This is a genomic window from Buttiauxella gaviniae ATCC 51604 (assembly GCF_001654835.1).
GTDB classification, from domain to species: domain Bacteria; phylum Pseudomonadota; class Gammaproteobacteria; order Enterobacterales; family Enterobacteriaceae; genus Buttiauxella; species Buttiauxella gaviniae.
Genome location: NZ_LXEP01000029.1, coordinates 23,402 through 39,654, shown reverse-complemented (window position 1 = coordinate 39,654; position 16,253 = coordinate 23,402). Strand labels below are relative to the sequence as shown.

17 protein-coding genes are annotated in these 16,253 nt (G+C 47.4%); 10 read left to right on the top strand and 7 right to left on the bottom strand.

The features are described from left to right. Positions 1-29 precede the first annotated feature (29 nt). The 3 genes from hpxX to hpxZ are packed head-to-tail and all read left to right on the top strand — an operon-like array spanning position 30 to position 1,947. Complete coding sequence (hpxX, locus tag M977_RS15050; RefSeq protein WP_374941760.1) at positions 30-176, top strand: oxalurate catabolism protein HpxX; 147 nt, start codon at positions 30-32, stop codon at positions 174-176. Next, entirely contained in the window at positions 173-1,558 is a 1,386-nt protein-coding gene (locus M977_RS15045) for an AtzE family amidohydrolase (RefSeq protein WP_064516466.1), read from the top strand. The genes hpxX and M977_RS15045 overlap by 4 nt, the downstream gene beginning before the upstream one ends. 5 nt (positions 1,559-1,563) lie before the next feature. Continuing rightward, positions 1,564-1,947 carry an oxalurate catabolism protein HpxZ gene (gene hpxZ, locus M977_RS15040; protein WP_034461580.1) on the top strand — a complete coding sequence of 128 codons (384 nt, stop codon included), beginning with the start codon at positions 1,564-1,566 and terminating at the stop codon, positions 1,945-1,947. 54 nt (positions 1,948-2,001) lie between these two features. Here hpxZ and puuE read toward each other — a convergent pair whose 3' ends face one another. The 7 genes from puuE to M977_RS15005 form a co-directional block, all read right to left on the bottom strand. Continuing rightward, the gene (puuE, locus tag M977_RS15035; protein WP_064516464.1) at positions 2,002-2,958 is read right to left on the bottom strand and encodes an allantoinase PuuE; all 957 of its coding nucleotides are present in this window, start codon (positions 2,956-2,958) and stop codon (positions 2,002-2,004) included. A gap of 31 nt (positions 2,959-2,989) precedes the next feature. After that, positions 2,990-3,727 (bottom strand): allantoin racemase, encoded by a 738-nt coding sequence (hpxA, locus tag M977_RS15030; protein WP_064516461.1) that lies wholly within the window; start codon positions 3,725-3,727, stop codon positions 2,990-2,992. 270 nt (positions 3,728-3,997) lie between these two features. After that, positions 3,998-4,483: a DUF2169 domain-containing protein gene (locus M977_RS15025; protein WP_064516458.1), complete on the bottom strand. Its 486-nt coding sequence runs from the start codon at positions 4,481-4,483 to the stop codon at positions 3,998-4,000. 11 nt (positions 4,484-4,494) lie between these two features. Then, on the bottom strand, positions 4,495-4,716 hold the full coding sequence (locus tag M977_RS15020) for a hypothetical protein (protein ID WP_064516456.1): 222 nt from the start codon (positions 4,714-4,716) through the stop codon (positions 4,495-4,497). A gap of 19 nt (positions 4,717-4,735) precedes the next feature. Then, positions 4,736-5,965: a hypothetical protein gene (locus M977_RS15015; RefSeq protein ID WP_064516454.1), complete on the bottom strand. Its 1,230-nt coding sequence runs from the start codon at positions 5,963-5,965 to the stop codon at positions 4,736-4,738. Continuing rightward, positions 5,965-7,953, bottom strand: coding sequence for a type VI secretion system tip protein TssI/VgrG (gene tssI / locus M977_RS15010; RefSeq protein ID WP_064516452.1), 1,989 nt, complete (start codon positions 7,951-7,953; stop codon positions 5,965-5,967). Before tssI ends, M977_RS15015 begins: the two co-directional genes overlap by 1 nt. A gap of 69 nt (positions 7,954-8,022) precedes the next feature. Then, positions 8,023-8,541, bottom strand: a complete 519-nt coding sequence (locus M977_RS15005) for an Hcp family type VI secretion system effector (protein WP_064516449.1) — start codon at positions 8,539-8,541, stop codon at positions 8,023-8,025. 546 nt (positions 8,542-9,087) lie between these two features. On the opposite strand from M977_RS15005, the gene tssB reads away from it, so the two are divergent. Genes tssB through tssJ form a run of 7 tightly spaced genes read left to right on the top strand, consistent with a single transcriptional unit; the run spans position 9,088 to position 16,248 of the window. After that, positions 9,088-9,585 carry a type VI secretion system contractile sheath small subunit gene (gene tssB, locus M977_RS15000; protein WP_064516447.1) on the top strand — a complete coding sequence of 166 codons (498 nt, stop codon included), beginning with the start codon at positions 9,088-9,090 and terminating at the stop codon, positions 9,583-9,585. A 20-nt stretch (positions 9,586-9,605) separates the two neighbouring features. Continuing rightward, positions 9,606-11,090 (top strand): type VI secretion system contractile sheath large subunit, encoded by a 1,485-nt coding sequence (tssC, locus tag M977_RS14995; RefSeq protein WP_064516445.1) that lies wholly within the window; start codon positions 9,606-9,608, stop codon positions 11,088-11,090. A 2-nt stretch (positions 11,091-11,092) separates the two neighbouring features. Continuing rightward, positions 11,093-11,524, top strand: coding sequence for a type VI secretion system baseplate subunit TssE (tssE, locus tag M977_RS14990; protein ID WP_064516443.1), 432 nt, complete (start codon positions 11,093-11,095; stop codon positions 11,522-11,524). Between the two features lie 5 nt (positions 11,525-11,529). Further along, the gene (gene tssF, locus M977_RS14985; RefSeq protein WP_064516441.1) at positions 11,530-13,368 is read left to right on the top strand and encodes a type VI secretion system baseplate subunit TssF; all 1,839 of its coding nucleotides are present in this window, start codon (positions 11,530-11,532) and stop codon (positions 13,366-13,368) included. Beyond that, the gene (tssG, locus tag M977_RS14980; protein ID WP_064516439.1) at positions 13,332-14,369 is read left to right on the top strand and encodes a type VI secretion system baseplate subunit TssG; all 1,038 of its coding nucleotides are present in this window, start codon (positions 13,332-13,334) and stop codon (positions 14,367-14,369) included. Before tssF ends, tssG begins: the two co-directional genes overlap by 37 nt. A 26-nt stretch (positions 14,370-14,395) precedes the next feature. Further along, a complete protein-coding gene (gene tagH / locus M977_RS14975) occupies positions 14,396-15,721 on the top strand; it encodes a type VI secretion system-associated FHA domain protein TagH (RefSeq protein ID WP_064516436.1) in 1,326 nt (441 codons plus the stop codon). Further along, the gene (tssJ, locus tag M977_RS14970) at positions 15,718-16,248 is read left to right on the top strand and encodes a type VI secretion system lipoprotein TssJ (protein ID WP_064516431.1); all 531 of its coding nucleotides are present in this window, start codon (positions 15,718-15,720) and stop codon (positions 16,246-16,248) included. Before tagH ends, tssJ begins: the two co-directional genes overlap by 4 nt. Positions 16,249-16,253: the final 5 nt, after the last annotated feature.

Below are 16,253 nucleotides of genomic sequence, written 5' to 3'. Positions count from 1 at the left end.
CCATCAACTGGCCCGCATACATTCAGATAATGGAGCAATTGCTTAACGTCCCGCTGGATGAAACTCGCCGTAAAGAACTGGAAGTGCAACTGACGCGCATGGCCGGGCTGGCTGAACCGCTGATGGATTTCCCGTTACCACAACGCCTGGAAGTCGCCGGGGTTTACAAACTATGAATCCACTTGCTATTCGCGACATTCAGCAAGGGTTAGCTGGTGGCGAATTTTCAGCTCAGGAACTGGCGCACCTGACGCTGGCCAAAATAGCGCAATCTAATCCTGAAATTAATGCGTTTACCGAAGTCACCTCAGCGCGTTTGTTGCAAGAAGCCGCAGCCATTGACCAAAAACGCTCACGTGGGGAAACGCTTCCGCCGTTGGCAGGCGTGCCCTATGCCGTAAAAAATCTCTTTGATATTAAAGATGTAACAACGCTTGCAGGTGCCGAGCTTTTTAGTACTCAGCCCGTGGCACACGATGACGCCTTCGCCATCAAACAACTTAGTGCCACCGGCGCGATGCTTTCAGGTGCACTGAATATGGATGCCTACGCATACGGGTTTACCACCGAAAACAGTCACTACGGGGCAACCCGAAACCCCCATGACCTGACGCGAATTGCAGGCGGTTCATCCGGCGGTTCAGCCGCAGCCGTCGCCGCTGGAATGGTCAACTTTAGCCTCGGCACTGATACCAATGGTTCGATTCGGGTTCCGGCTTCGCTATGTGGAGTCTTTGGCCTGAAACCTACTTTTGGCCGCCTTTCGCGTAGCGGCAGCCAGCCTTTTGTTGCCAGTCTCGATCATATCGGCCCTCTTGCACGCAGCGTGGATGATCTGGCGCGGGTTTATGATGCGCTCCAGGGAGTTGATCCTGCCGATCATTTCCAGGCAGCCCGCAACATTGAACCGGTCGCCGATAAGCTCAAGCAGACGGTGAGTTTACGCTGTGCGGTGTTGGGGGGATTTTTTGATAGCTGGTGTGATGATGACGCGAAAACGGCGGTCGCAACCGTCGCCCATCGGCTTGAAGCACTGGAATGTATTACCTTGCCAGAAGCGGAACTCGCCCGTTCGGCAGCATTTTTGCTTTCTGCTGCGGAAGGGGGAAACCATTATTTACCTGCTTTGCGCAAACATGCTGAACGCTTCGAACTCAATTCCCGCGAGCGCCTTTTAGCAGGCGCAATGACGCCATCAGCCTGGTACACTCAGGCGCAGCGCTTCCGGACATGGTTCCGCGATAATACCCTGCCGCTCTTCGAAAAGTATGATCTGCTTATCGCCCCGGCAACACCGCGTTGTGCCACACTGATTGGTCAGCAAACCATGCGTATCAACGGCGCTGATCTTCCTGTCAAAGCCAGTATGGGCATGCTGACGCAGCCTATTTCTTTCCTCGGTTTACCGGTAGTTACGGTGCCGTTAATGACTGGAAGCGGGCATCCCATTGGCGTGCAGCTGATTGCGCCGCCATGGCGGGAAGATATCTGCTTGCAAGCCGCCCATCTACTTGAAATACAGGGTATGCTGGTAGGGAAAACTCACCAGGTAAGGTAAATACTATGATGCGTGACAATATCGATCGCCCGGCAATCGTCAATGAGGTGAGTGCCGCATTTTACCGCTACGAACAGGCGTTGATCAGCAACGATGTTGCGGTCTTAGATGAATTGTTTTGGGCCGATCCCCGCACCGTTCGCTTTGGTGCGAGTGAAAACCTCTACGGTATTGATGAGATAAGAGCGTTCAGAAATGCCCGTTCGTCACAAGGGTTAGACCGGCTTTTGCAAAACACGACTATCACCACTTACGGCGATGATATGGCCGTTGCCAGCACTGAATTCACCCGTGAAGGAAGCGACAAAATTGGCCGTCAGATGCAAACCTGGGTCAAATTTCCGTATGGCTGGCGAATTGTCGCAGCACATGTCAGCGTGATGAGCTAGAGACTGTGGGCGGGAAACGAAACGTCACCCGCCGCCATATCATCTATTCACTATCTATTCACTAAACGGATGCGTCTTCGCCCAGTGCTCGGCAATTTCCTGACGACGGCAAATCCACACATCATCATGCTGCTGCACGTAATCGAGAAAACGCTGCAACGCTCTGAAACGACCCGGCCGCCCAAGTAAACGGCAGTGCATACCGATAGACATCATTTTCGGCGCCGTTTCCCCCTCTTCGTACAACACATCAAAACTGTCTTTCAGATAGGTGTAAAACTGCTCGGCGGTATTGAAACCTTGCGCAGTCGCAAAGCGCATATCGTTAGCATCCAGCGTGTAAGGCACCACCAGATGCGGTTTTATCGAGCCATCGCTACAGGTGACTTTGCTCCAGAATGGCAAGTCATCGCCGTAATAATCACTGTCATAAAGGAAGCTGCCATTTTCTGCCACCAGCCTGCGCGTGTTCGGACTATCGCGGCCGGTGTACCAACCGAGCGGTTTGCTGCCGAACAAATCTTCAAGGATTTCGATGGCCTGGTGCATATGCTGGCGCTCAGTTGCCTCATCCAGATTTTGATAGTGGATCCAGCGCCAGCCGTGGCTTACCACGTCGTAATCTGCCGCTTTTATCGCGTCAACAATTTCAGGGTTGCGCGCCAGCGCCATTGCTACGCCAAATACCGTCATGGTCAGGCCGCGTTTTTGGAACTCATTATGGATGCGCCAGAACCCGGCACGAGAACCGTATTCATAGAGCGAATCCATCGACATATGGCGATCGGGGAAACTTGCAGCACCTATGATATCGGAAAGGAATTGTTCCGAGCCACTGTCACCGTGCAGAACGTGGTTTTCACCGCCCTCTTCAAAATTGAGAACGAACTGCACAGCAACGCGGGCATTATTCGGCCACTGCGCATGGGGTGGCTTACCCGCATAACCTTTCATGTCACGCGGGTAGTTTTCAGTGAAGTGATAGTTTTTAGTTTTCGGTACTTCATTCATGGTTCGGTTCCTTATGAGCCGAGCCAGAATATCAACTCAGCATGTCAAAACAGCCGGATAACGGCTTTTTATTCGGATACGCAAGGTCGCCGTGTTTACTGGTTCCAAGCCCAAGCGCGATGAGGGACTCCACCATTTTCACCGCAGCAGTGACGCCATCAATCACGGGAATGCCGAGTTCAGCGGTCAGTTCCTGGGCTAGATTTGCCATCCCGCCACAACCGAGCACAATCGCTCCGCTGTTATCTTCTTTCATGGCTTGTATACAACGCTCGCGTACCTTCATCTGAGCAAGACCCGTGCCATCTTCCAGGGCCAGCACCGGTAAATCGATCGCATGCAGTGCGGCGCAGTGGTGCTCGAACCCATACTGGCGTAATAAATGACGCGCGATGATTACGGTGCGCGGTAACGTGGTGACGATAGAAAAGCGTGTCGCCACCAGAGTCGCGACGTGCATAGCGGCCTCTGCAATGCCAATCACCGGGCCGCTGGCGAGTTCACGCGCGGCCAGTAAACCGGGATCACCAAAACACGCGATGACATGGCCACTCACGCCCTGCTCTTTACCCAGTTTGATTTGCTCAAGCACACCTATAGCCGCGACCGCTTCATCAAAATGCCCTTCTATAGATTCCACACCCTGTGTTGGGCAAACCGCGATGATTTCGCTGGAAGGGGCAGCGACACTGCGTGCCGCTTGCGCAATGGTGTGCGTCATCGCCACGTTAGTATTGGGGTTGATAACCTGAATCAAATGTTTCGTCATGCTCATTCCTTTTAATTTACTCCCCGATGGTCAGCACCATTTCCGGGCATAAAAATGTTTTTTTGCACTATCAGTGCACAACTCATACACGATGCAATAGCGCGTAGAGCCTCAATATACGCCGATAGCGCTCTTAAACGCCTCTGTATTCTGCCTGCTTGCTGAAAAATAAAACCTGGCCCGGTTCATGCAACAAAGGTTTCATACAATCCGTCAGCATCTGTTTTTATTAGGGAGCAGATATCATGCCAAGCACTGAACACAACACGACTACGATGACCGATAGTGCCAACTCAGGGCACCCAAAGGGTTGCAGGCATCGGTTTGTTGCTGCAGTTTGTGAACCATATGCCCGTAACGTAAGGGGATTTTAGTAAATCGTTCTGAGGGTGAATAATCCTCTCCATTCCAGACTCGTCGCCCATTCACTCTGGCAAGACGGCAGATTTCCCCGACTTTCATTCCAACGAAAAGATGAGTGACCTTTTTATTTTCAGGCGACCAGGCATGGCCATTGAGTAAGATATCTGTCGCTTCTTTTTCTGGCCCCATATCGGTGTCATACAGCATTTCTTCGCTGTCTGAATACATCACGGCCCCTGTATTGATGGGCAATGACACGTCAGGAATGACTGAACCATCAGGCTTAATGGCATAGGTTGCTTTGATTGCCACCACCCAGATCTCTGCACCGTTGATATCCCTGTGCCACCCTCGCTCAGCAGCGTAAAGGGTCTCATTTTTGAGGCTCCACATGTTAACTATCCTTAGTTAATATCGACGCGTCCGCCTGATAGGCGATTAATGCCTTCCGAATCACTCAAAATATATTCACCCTTTAGCGTAATCTTTCCATTGGGATAAAGAGTGATACTCGACTTTCCACAGCGCAGCGTAATCTTCTTTTCAGATGAGAAAATAAGTTCATCAGTCGCATTCCCTTCCTCACTCTCAGCTTTCACAATCGGTTTGGTCATGGTGGTTAACATATCTATTTGTCCTTATTTATCAGCGAGCGTCGTGATGAGAACCAAAAAATGTGGGAATAAAGTCTTCATTTATTGATTCCCTGGTCAGGTGGCACAATCTTGATTTTGCCAGGGGATGTACTGCCAGGCATCCATGTTGTAGTACTTGCTGCAACCCTTGTTTAGTGGCTGGGTTGCCAGCGACATAAACCTTTGAAGCATCAAACTGATAAGAGTGGTTTTTCCACCAACACTCAAAAGCTGATTTTTCGGGCCAACTCAGTGCACCGTCTGGGTCATCGTCAGTACTCGTGATGCCTGTGAGAGGATGTTGACTCAGCCATCCTGCACTCTCTGGGCTTGCGCCTGTAATCATGACAATAGCCGTCGCGGCAAGACGTGCGTATTCCGGTTTATCCAGGAATTGCTTTAGTATTTCTATATTTGCGGCAATCCCGGAATACCCCAAAGCCGTCAGGTAAAGGCGCTGGTCGGCGACATTCTCTCCGGGGTTGATAATACGATCCGGTGATGCGGAGTCGGTGTGACAGAGATAAAGTCGCATTGCCTTATTGCGAACAATTTCATTATCACGGGCTAGCAGATCTAATAAATGCTTCTCGGGTGCTAAATCTCTGTAGGGCAGATGATGAGTGAGAATGGCAGTGATAACCCCCAGTCGAGTCTGCGGGTTATCAGTCGAAATCAAATTCGTAATAATTGAAAAGTAATCAGGATGTTGCTGTTGGTGGAGCATTTTAACCAACCCTGGGATGGCAGCAGGAGAAGCCATTAATCGACTGATTTCGTCATCTTTTAAATGCGAGATATGCGGTAGATCATTCCTGATATATGCCGCCATGACGCGGATCGTCGGGCTTGAAAATGCTGTTTCCCACAACATTGATTTGGCTGGGGCCCATGCGATGACAGACTCGGCGACTTGAATTAAATGTGGCATCGCTAATATGAGACTTAAACTGTTTTCCAATAATCGGGCGTCATCTGTGTGAAAAGCAAAGCTGCCCATGGCAAAAACGTCTCCCCGAGTTAGCAAAGAATTTGACCAGCCGTCAAAATAAATACGAGCATCCTTTCTGAGGTATTTCAAACCTTCGATATACGTCTGCAGACGTTTATCCCAGAGCAAAAGATCATTAGCGAAATGGTTCCAGGAATTAAGCAGGGTATGACGACGGCGAAAGTCCAAAGACAACATATCGGCATATTGTTCTGCTAGCTTGGGGGCGATTTCTGTTACAAGGTTCATTAATTAATATTCACCTTGTTCGACACCTGTTTAATATCTTGATCGGCATCGACTAATATTTTTACCCCTTTCAGCGTGATCGTTCCGTCCTTAGTCATTTTCAGCATACTTTCACCCACAGTAATGGTCAGATTATCTGTCACCGTGAGTGTGTAATCTTTACCGATGTTGATATCCTGCGATTTTCCAACCTTTTCATGATCATCGCCTGTGACTTCATTGTGCTGATTCTGGCCAATCTTTTTATGCCGATCTTTTGTGATATCCAGATGCTGATTGTTCTCGATAGTAGTTTTATCGTCGTTGGAAATCGTGTGCTTTTGATCGTTAGCGACTGTCACTTCACGGTCATTCGCCACCGACACTTTCTGGTCATGACCCGCTTCTTTGTTCTTGCCCACCGTGACGGTCTGCCCTTTACCCACGGTTTCCGTATGGTCCACTTTGACATTAGTGTCACGGTTATTGAGCACCACTGTCTTCATGTCCTTCTGGGCATGCATCGACAGCAATTCCTGTCCTGTCTGGTCCTCAAACATTAATTCGTTGTAGCCGTTGCCTTTATAGGTCTGCGAGCGGATTGCCATCTGGGTTTTGGTGCCCGGCAGGTCGCCCGGTGAGCGGTTGGCGGTGTGATAGGTGCGTCCGGTGATAATCGGCTGGTCCGGGTCGCCGTTCAGGAAATCGACAATCACTTCCTGGCCGACGCGCGGGATGGCGATGTTACCAAAACCGGTTCCCGCCCACGCCTGCGAGACGCGCACCCAGCACGAGCTTTCCTCGTTGGTTTTGTTGTAGCGGTCCCAGGCAAATTTCACCGTCACGCGCCCGTGTTCGTCGCAGTAGATTTCTTCCCCGGCAGGGCCGGTGACAATCCCGATTTGCGGGCCGTCCACCAGCGGTTTCGGCAACGGCGACGGGCGCCAGGTCTGGGTGGCCGGGATCACATGAAAGCGATTAGTGAGCGTGGTGCCCTGGCCTGAACTCCCGATATGCGCCTGCGGCTGGTTGCCGGTCATCTCGCACGACACCACCTGCCACGGGCTGTTTAAATCTTCACGCGGATGGTCGGTGAGAGTGAACCAGCGCCCCGGCTGGAGCTGTGGAGAGTTGCTGGTGCCGCTGGCAAAATCCACATCATTGCGCCAGCCCTCGACCTGATATTTGGCAAAATCGGCACCGTGTTGTTCGTCTTTAAAACGCCCCGGATAGTCGAAAACTTCATAGTCCGGGCGCTGATACGACAGGTCTGCGCCTTCTTCCTTGTACTGGGCCTGCCAGTTCGGCGCGGTGAAGGTGTAATCCTGGGTGGTGACTTTTGCCGGGCGGATTTGCGCGCTGCGGCGGAAAGTGTTGATGCATTCGGTGGACGATTCAGAGGCGGCATTCGGGTTATACGGAAATGCCCCGAGGCCGCGCAGGTTGGTGCGGTCATCGGTGAAGGTCAGTTTCTGGTCACTTTCATCGAGATATTCATCCTCGAAGAAAGAAATACCTTCTTCGGCGGCGAGGCGGGCGATGAAGTCGTAGTCCGATTCCATAAATTGCACGCAGAATTCACGCGGCGGATGCGGACGACGGAACAGGGCGTCATGGGTGCGGATACGCATCTCTTTCAGCAACTTGTCAAAAATGTAGCGAATATCGTAGTTCTGAAAACTGCGGCAGTTCTGCCGCTGCGAACTGCGCCAGAACTCCGGGCGTACCGTCATCGAGTAAAGCGTCTGGTGCTTGCCGCTGTCACCCTGTTCGCAGAAGGTGACCAGGCCGCGCACCCGGCGTTTAATCACCTCGCCCTGCCAGATGGTGAGAACCCCGTATTCATCGAGGAGTTTTTGAAAACCAATCGCCGGGTCGTTACAGGCGACGGTGATATCCAGACTGAACAGGGAGGAAAGGGACTGCTGAAGCTTAAAGTTCACCACCGCAAAGGTGTCCGCCGGAGTACGCCCGGCGATGAAGGTAAAGCGGGTGGCGTCTGAGGCCATAAAATACTCCTTCAGTAAGACGGAAAAATAACGTCCTGCATGCAGGACGTTATTACTTTTACCCCGGAATTAAGATTCCAGTGGAGCACGCCAGTCATCAGCACCAGAAGTACCAGCTGAGGTGTGTTCCCACTCAATTTTGCGATAAGCCAGAGAAACCTGGATTAATTGCGTGAACTCACGTTTGGTAGAGTCCTGGCAATGCGGCATATGGCAATTGATATCCACAATCGTTGAATCTGTCAGACGGGTAGTAAAGAAATGCTCCTGCTTGCCCTCTACAGAAGTACGGAACCATTTCAGTTCTGTTGTTGGCAACATTTCGCCAGACGCCAGTGCGTTATAAAGCAGGGGTACGGCTTTATTAAGCGCAACGGTGAAAATAAAAGGCTTATGAGCACGTTGCCCGGCAGGCTGACCTGATTGTGGGTCGGTAGGTACGGTAACGATATGCTGGAACTCTTGCACCAGCATTTCATTTTCATGCCCTTGAACATAAATGTTGCCGACTGATTCTGCGGTGAAAGCACCAGCAGTAATATTGCCCTGAGTCTGACCATTCATGGATATATAACATGGGGTTGGCATTGAAAAACTCCTGTAAGTAATAAACATCACTATTAATCAACGATGATTTCTTAACATTCATTTGGTTTGCCAACTACGTCATACACATCAGTAATATGAATGAACTAGAGTGATTTACATCATTTAAAATTTTAAACTGGCAAACAAAACAAAACGAAACCAGCGATAAAATAACACCAGCAAAAAGACGAAAGAACAAAAATACAGAGCAATGTCCGTATCCCTACCTTCATGAATTATAAAACTATGAGTACCCTCTCAAGTATACGAAAAAACAATACAGTGACGAATAAAGGAACGTTCTCTCATTACATTCCAGCTGCAAACATAAAATCACAACAAAAAAACATAATTAAAAGTCGTTTTCTGTACTTTTGTATCTGTACAAAATAGTGACTTATAGTGATAACGTAGCCGCCATTCAGTGTTAACCATTCTGAAATATCAGTCAAACAAACAACAAATTAGCCCTATCTATTTATTAACTAACGCCAGTCAACCAATGCCAGGCATGCCAATAAGTGCGTAACACAAGGGTAAGTAAATATGAGTAACAATAAAGACGGCAGCATCGCGCCTAAAGAGCGAATTAACATCCGTTATGTTCCCAAAGCTGATGGATTAAATTCAGAAGTTGAATTACCGTTAAATTTATTAGTCGTCGGCGATATGAAAGGCCGTGAAGAAGATTCACAGCTGGATGAACGCAATACAGTTTCTATCAATAAAAATAATTTTAACGCAGTAATGAGTGAGACAGGGATCAACCTGAACTTTAGCGTAGGCAACGCCCTAAGCAAGAAGAAAGGTGAAGAACTTCAGATCGAGCTTGACGTGAAATCACTCGAAGATTTCTCCCCGGATAATATCGCCAGACAAGTTCCTGAACTCAGAAAGTTGCTGGAGTTACGTGAGGCTTTGGTCGCGTTAAAAGGGCCAATGGGGAATGTTCCTGCTTTCCGTACCCAGTTACAGGCATTGCTGGATCAGGAAGAATCGCGTGCCCAACTCCTTAAAGAGCTAGATATCGTCAATAAGGCATAATTTTTAGAAGGATTTTGAACATGTCGTTACAGGAAGAACTTTCCGCGCCCTTAGCGGAAGCTGCTGCTAAATCAACATCACTTCTGGATGAGATTATGGCGCAAACCCGTATTCAGCCAGAGTCTGACGGTTATGATGTTGCACGCCAGGGTATTGCCGCTTTCGTAACCAGTATTCTGCAAACGGGTAATCACCAGGATCCTGTGAATAAGCTTGCAGTTGACCGCATGATTGCTGAACTGGATAGCAAAATAAGTAAGCAAATGAACAATATTTTGCATGCTGAGCCATTCCAGCAAGTTGAGTCATTCTGGCGTTCTATGAAGTTGCTGGTTGACCGGACAGATTTCAAAGAAAATATAAAAATCAATATCCTGCATGCGACTAAAGAAGAGCTGTTGGAAGATTTCGAATTCGCTCCTGAGATTGTTCAATCCGGATTTTATAAGCACGTTTATTCATCAGGTTATGGTCAGTTCGGCGGTGAACCCATTGCTTCCATTATAGGTAGTTACGCGTTTAACAATAACGCTCAAGATATGAAGCTACTGAACTATGTCAGCGCAGTTGGAGCTATGGCTCACGCCCCGTTCCTGACATCCGTGTCACCTGATTTCTTTGGTCTAAAATCCTTTACTGAACTGCCAACAATCAAAGATGTTTCCTCCATTTTTGAAGGCCCATCTTATACAAAATGGCGTGCCTTACGGGAATCTGAAGATGCCCGATATCTGGGACTAACAGCACCCCGTTTCTTGTTGAGACTGCCTTACTCTCCAATCGAAAACCCTGTTAAAAACTTTAATTTTCAAGAAGATGTCAGTCATCGCCATGAAGATTACTTATGGGGTAATACTGCCTTCTTGCTGGCAAGTAGTCTGACAGATAGTTTCGCTAAATACCGTTGGTGTCCAAATATCATTGGCCCTCAAAGTGGCGGCGCAGTGAATGATTTACCCGTACACTTGTTTGACGCACTGGGTCAGACTCAGGCAAAAATCCCTACCGAAATTCTTGTCACCGACCGCCGTGAATTTGAACTTGCCGAAGAAGGTTTTATTACGTTAACCATGCGTAAAGGCAGTAATAATGCTGCATTCTTCTCAGCAAACTCGGTTCAAAAACCAAGGAAATTCCCAGGCACCCCGGAAGGCAAAATTGCGCAAACCAACTATAAGCTGGGTACGCAATTACCCTATATGTTCATCATCAACCGTCTGGCTCACTACATTAAAGTGCTACAGCGCGAGCAAATTGGTTCCTGGAAGGTTCGTAATGATCTGGAACGCGAACTGAATAACTGGATAAAACAGTACATTGCCGATCAGGAGAATCCACCAGCAGATGTGCGCAGTCGCAAACCTCTACGCGCAGCCAAAATTGATGTATTGGATGTTGACGGTGAGCCGGGCTGGTATCAGGTCGCCATTTCAGTGCGCCCTCACTTTAAATATATGGGCGCCAACTTTGAATTATCTCTTGTTGGTAGGCTTGACAAGGAATAATTATGATAACGCCAGGTCGGAAAAGAGAAGCATCAGCCAGCTTATTTGAGCGTATTGAAAATGGTTCGTCAGGTCATTCACGTTCAATGCAAATCGAGAATTTACAATTATCGATTAAACGTAACTTGCGCAGCATTCTTAATTCCAGACCTGGCAGTTCTCAAAGCACATTGCAATTAGGTGTCATCGATTTAAACGACGCAACGGCTTCAACAGCAGATTTTCGAAAAACGGTCGAGGAAGCCATCAAGAAATGTATTGAAAATTACGAACCGCGTATAAGGCAAGCTGATGTCCATGCTGTAAGCAGTGATGGATATAACCCCATGGATCTTAATTTTCATATTGTGGCGCATTTAGATTTTAATGGCCGCAAGGATGTCGTGGAATTTAATATGCAATTAGATAACCAATATCACTACCATCTGGATTAAGTTATATGTCATTTGAGGAAAGGTATTTTCGAGAAGAGCTGGATTATCTTCGCCAGTTAGGAAAGCTACTGGCCAAAGAAAAACCCCATTTAGCTCCCTTTCTGGCAGAGAAAGAAGCTGACCCTGACGTTGAACGTTTGTTAGAAGGGTTTGCTTTTTTATCTGGTAATTTACGATCCAGAATTGAAGATGAATTTCCTGAATTGACTCATAGTCTGCTCAATTTATTGTGGCCAAATTACCTGCGCCCAACACCGAGCATGACAATCATTGAATACATACCCAATCCAAAAACTGTTACCACTGCATTTTTAGTGAACGCTGATTCACAGGTCATGAGTGCATCAAATGAATCCACAGGAATAAGTACCGATCAACACCCTGAAGAATCATTACCCGAATGCGTGTTCACGCTAAGTCGTGACGTGTGGTTATTACCCATCAGCATTGATGATGTCACAACCAGTAGCAGTCACAAGCATGGCATGATTGATATAACATTTGCTCTGGGTAAAGCACAGGATATCAGTACGCTGGATTTCGACAAAATACGTGTCTGGTTAGGTAATGATGATAATTATACTCGCTATCAACTCTATCTATGGTTCTGCGAGTACATGACAGAAGCAGAATTAGTCTTAGGTGAAGAGATCATTCGTCTGCCTGATTTCAAACTGACTCCGGTAGGTTTTGAAAAACAGGATGCAATACTCCCGTATCCGAAGAATGTTTATAGCGGATATCGCATATTACAAGAATATCTATGTTATTTAGATAGCTTTTTCTTTTTCGATGTTCGCGGTATTCATTCATTACCGTCAGAGACGATCGCAGACAAATTTACTCTCCGATTGCATTTTTCAAAACCTTTGCCTCCCGACTTAAAGTTACGGCAGGATTCAGTCCGGTTATATTGCGCACCTGCAGTGAATCTTTTTTCACAAAGTGCAGAGGCTATTGAATTGAATAATACCACAACTGATTATTTACTCAGAGCACACCATCGGCTATCTGAGTGCTACGACATATTCTCAGTTAATAGGGTCGAGAGTGGTTGGTGTTATGATAATAATCATAGAGGAAAAGTAGTCGAATCGACAATACGCACCTATTCTTCTTTTGAAAGTTTTCAGCATCAGGTGGAATATTCTCAGCAACGAGAAGCATTATACTATCGGGTAAAATCCAAAACATCGCTTTCCAATCAAGGCCTTGAGCATTTTATTTCCTTTGTTCATGGTGATGGTACCTTATCTGAAAGGGAATATAGCGGTGACGGATATGAAGTCGTTTCTGCCGAATTAACGTGTACGAACAGAGATATACCGGCTCAGCTAAAAGCAGGTGATATTAATCGTGCCTTAGGGAAAAACCCTGCCGTTTCCTCCTTCCGAAATGTCACTCGCCCGTCACTGCCTTTATACCCTGTTCTCGATGGAAGCCTGCATTGGTCTTTGTTATCGAATATGAGTCTTAACTACCTTTCATTACTAGACCTTGATGCGTTGAAGCAGGTGCTTCGAACGTATGATTTGCCAGGTATTCAGCACCCGCAGGCAGCACGATTATCTCAACAAAAATTGGATGCAATTGAGCAAATTGAGACCAAACCTGTGGATCACCTTTTTAAAGGTGTTCCAATCCGAGGACTAGCTTCGACGATCTATATTCGCCAAACACCATTCGTTTGCGAAGGTGAGCTTTATTTATTGGGCACTGTGCTGTCTCACTTTTTTTCACTTTATGCCAGCGTAAATAGCTTCCACGAATTAAAAGTTTTCAATATCGATAATCAGGAGTGTTACGAATGGCCGGAAAGAATAGGTCAGCACGCGCTGATTTAACGGTAAATAATCCTTTTCACGATGTCTGTCGCTATAATTTTTATGCACTCGTTGAATCGATTTATAAACAGACCGAAAACTATCAAGATATCTCACTTCAAACTGAACCTAAGGATGAAGTGTTACGATTTGAAGCGGATGCCAGCATTGCTTTTCCTAAAAGCGATGTGCAAGCCCTTACCCGCAATATAGCCGGTCAGTTTGTTATGACCACGACGTTTCTGGGTTTGCATGGTAGTCAGTCTCCGTTACCAGGATATTATCTGGACAATCTTGCCTGGAGTTCTGCGCAAGGCGAAAAAAAACTCGGTGATTTTCTCGATATGTTTTCCCACCGATGGACTCAATTCGTCTACCACATTTGGCGTAAATATCGTTATTACGCCTGCTTTCGTAATGGCGGTGTAGATGCCTTTTCTCAACGTATGTATTCACTTGTTGGATTGGGTAGCGAAAGCATTCGCAATCGCCTTGCCATCAATCACAGCAAAATGCTGGCCTATGCTGGGGCGATGGCTAATCCAGGCCGCTCACCCGAAGTTATTTGTAGCCTTATTTCTCACTGCTTTGATCACGAAGAAGTGACATTACACGGCTGGCAATTACGCAAAGTGAATATTGCTCCCGACCAACAAAATAGATTGGGAAGCCGTGTCATGCGCGGTAGCAATAAATATCAGGAAAAATCGGTGCTGGGTAAGAATTTCTCCATCGGTGGTCATATTCCAGATCGCGGCGGTAAGTTTTTGTTATGTCTTAATAACCTCACTCGAGAACAATTTCTTTCTTTTTTACCGAACGGTGAAAACTTCCTGCCATTAACACTATTCGTTGCCTTTGTATTACGTGACCAATTTGCCTGGGATCTACGACTAGGGATTGCCCCGCAGCAAGTGGGCGGCATGACGCTTGGCAATGAACAAAATTCACTTCTGGGATGGACGAGTTTTCTCGGTCAACCCAATCAGTATCCTCACGTGACAATCACAGTGAGAACGTAACCAGAGCCTTATAAACGGAGCGCAGTATGGCAGAGGATAAAAAGCAGCCGTCACTTTCATTACAGATTATGAATGGTAATGAACTGGAAAGTGGCCGGGCAGCAAAATGCCTGTTTACGACAGAAGGCGGTGATATTGGCCATGCCGAAATGTGTTACTGGGCTGTACAGGACAACAAGCAAAGTATTAATGAAAAAGCCTGTTCCGTTGTTTGGCGAGACGGTATTTTTTGTTTGCAAGTTCATACGCGAAATTTACAGCTAAATCAGGCACCAGTAACTCAGAGTACTGGTTTAATTCGTTTGCGCCAGGGAGATGAAATTAGCATCGGTGCCCTGCGTATAAAAGCGCAGTTTCATCTGGGCGAAGGCGCCGATTTTGATCTGCAAAATACGACGCCAGAAACCATTGTGATGAACCAGGATCGGTTAACCGAAACGTTACTGACCACAGAAGGGCAACCAAGCTACCAAAGCACCCTGCCTTACCGGGAAATCGCACCTTCGGTTGTGAATGGTTTTTCATCGGACCCTCTGGCAGCCCTACAGAAAGAGAGTCTGACAACTCAACACGCAGCGTTCTCTGCTTTTGATGAACCTGCTCTTATGCAGTATAGCCATCAAGTCCCGCTTACCGCGCCGGCGTCAGATGCTCCCCGTAAAGGTGGTATCGATAACCATTTCATGGATTTGCCTGATATCCATAATTTACGTAGTAAAGAGAACGAAGAGATATACCACAACGATAGTATAGATCTGACTTACCACCATGTTGCCGTCTCACCGCTAATGCGTGGCTTAGGACATGCACTTCCACTGCACAATTCGCAAAATGCTGATGATTTTCTGGAAGAGATTGGACGCACGTTGCAAGCGGCGGTTAAAGGGTTGTTAGATCTGCAACACCAGCAAAATAGCCTTTCTGATAAACATTTACGACCGCTTGAAGATAATCCGTTACGCCTGAATTTGAGCTATGAGAGTGCGCTGAACGTGCTCTTCGCCGATGGGAAAAGCCCGGTGCATCTGTCTGCTCCAGCCGCAGTCGCTGAAAGCCTGCGCAACATGAAACTGCACAACCAGGCGAATCAAACTGCCATCGTTGAGGCGCTTCGCATGATGCTTGAAGCCTTTTCTCCTAATCAATTAATGACGCGCTTTGCACAGTACCGCCGCAGCCACGAACAACGTCTGGAGATGAACGATGCCTGGGCATGGGGCATGTACTGCAACTATTACGATGAGCTGGCTTCAAGCCGGCAGCTTGGTTTTGAAAGGTTATTCAATGAGGTTTACGCACAAGTCTATGACCGAGTGTTGCGTCAGTCAGACCGGGAGTCGGATGCACTATGAAGTGGAGATGGCCCCTGGCGATGGCAATTCTGTGTCTCATCACAGGAATACTTAGCGGATGCGAAACGGCAAAAAAGTTAGGCCAGGTGATCGCCGATCCAAATATTAAAGTGGGTGAAGCCGCCGAGCAGCCTTCTGAACTAGTCGTCACACTTCTGACCGAGCCGAACGCTAATTCCAACGAAAGTGGCGAGGGTTTGCCGGTAAGTGTTCAGCTTATTTATATGAGTGAAGATTCGAAGCTGCAAGAAGCTGATTTTGATCTCATTGCTGGTGCCAAGCTTGATGAGGTTTTGGGGAAAAATTATATCGATAACCAGGATTTCAGCTTACTGCCCGACACTATTAAAACGCTGCCGCAGATAAAAATGAATCCGGCAACGCGCTATATCGGCGTTGTGGCCTATTTCGCGGATGATCAAATTACCGAATGGAAGCAAATAACATCTGTTGAAGGTATCGGACATACCTATCACCTGCTGGTACATGTGCGCGACAGCAGTATCGAATTAAAAAAAGAGGAATAACGATC

What these genes read in the sequence shown, in the direction of transcription:
- tssI (WP_064516452.1), bottom strand. Translation starts at nt 7,953, where the DNA reads ATGGCCTCAGACGCCACCCGCTTTACCTTCATCGCCGGGCGTACTCCG.
- hpxZ (WP_034461580.1), top strand. Translation starts at nt 1,564, where the DNA reads ATGATGCGTGACAATATCGATCGCCCGGCAATCGTCAATGAGGTGAGT.
- puuE (WP_064516464.1), bottom strand. Translation starts at nt 2,958, where the DNA reads ATGAATGAAGTACCGAAAACTAAAAACTATCACTTCACTGAAAACTAC.
- M977_RS15005 (WP_064516449.1), bottom strand. Translation starts at nt 8,541, where the DNA reads ATGCCAACCCCATGTTATATATCCATGAATGGTCAGACTCAGGGCAAT.
- tagH (WP_064516436.1), top strand. Translation starts at nt 14,396, where the DNA reads ATGGCAGAGGATAAAAAGCAGCCGTCACTTTCATTACAGATTATGAAT.
- tssF (WP_064516441.1), top strand. Translation starts at nt 11,530, where the DNA reads ATGTCATTTGAGGAAAGGTATTTTCGAGAAGAGCTGGATTATCTTCGC.
- tssB (WP_064516447.1), top strand. Translation starts at nt 9,088, where the DNA reads ATGAGTAACAATAAAGACGGCAGCATCGCGCCTAAAGAGCGAATTAAC.
- hpxA (WP_064516461.1), bottom strand. Translation starts at nt 3,727, where the DNA reads ATGACGAAACATTTGATTCAGGTTATCAACCCCAATACTAACGTGGCG.
- M977_RS15015 (WP_064516454.1), bottom strand. Translation starts at nt 5,965, where the DNA reads ATGAACCTTGTAACAGAAATCGCCCCCAAGCTAGCAGAACAATATGCC.
- tssG (WP_064516439.1), top strand. Translation starts at nt 13,332, where the DNA reads ATGGCCGGAAAGAATAGGTCAGCACGCGCTGATTTAACGGTAAATAAT.
- hpxX (WP_374941760.1), top strand. Translation starts at nt 30, where the DNA reads ATGGAGCAATTGCTTAACGTCCCGCTGGATGAAACTCGCCGTAAAGAA.
- M977_RS15045 (WP_064516466.1), top strand. Translation starts at nt 173, where the DNA reads ATGAATCCACTTGCTATTCGCGACATTCAGCAAGGGTTAGCTGGTGGC.
- M977_RS15025 (WP_064516458.1), bottom strand. Translation starts at nt 4,483, where the DNA reads ATGTGGAGCCTCAAAAATGAGACCCTTTACGCTGCTGAGCGAGGGTGG.
- tssE (WP_064516443.1), top strand. Translation starts at nt 11,093, where the DNA reads ATGATAACGCCAGGTCGGAAAAGAGAAGCATCAGCCAGCTTATTTGAG.
- tssJ (WP_064516431.1), top strand. Translation starts at nt 15,718, where the DNA reads ATGAAGTGGAGATGGCCCCTGGCGATGGCAATTCTGTGTCTCATCACA.
- tssC (WP_064516445.1), top strand. Translation starts at nt 9,606, where the DNA reads ATGTCGTTACAGGAAGAACTTTCCGCGCCCTTAGCGGAAGCTGCTGCT.
- M977_RS15020 (WP_064516456.1), bottom strand. Translation starts at nt 4,716, where the DNA reads ATGTTAACCACCATGACCAAACCGATTGTGAAAGCTGAGAGTGAGGAA.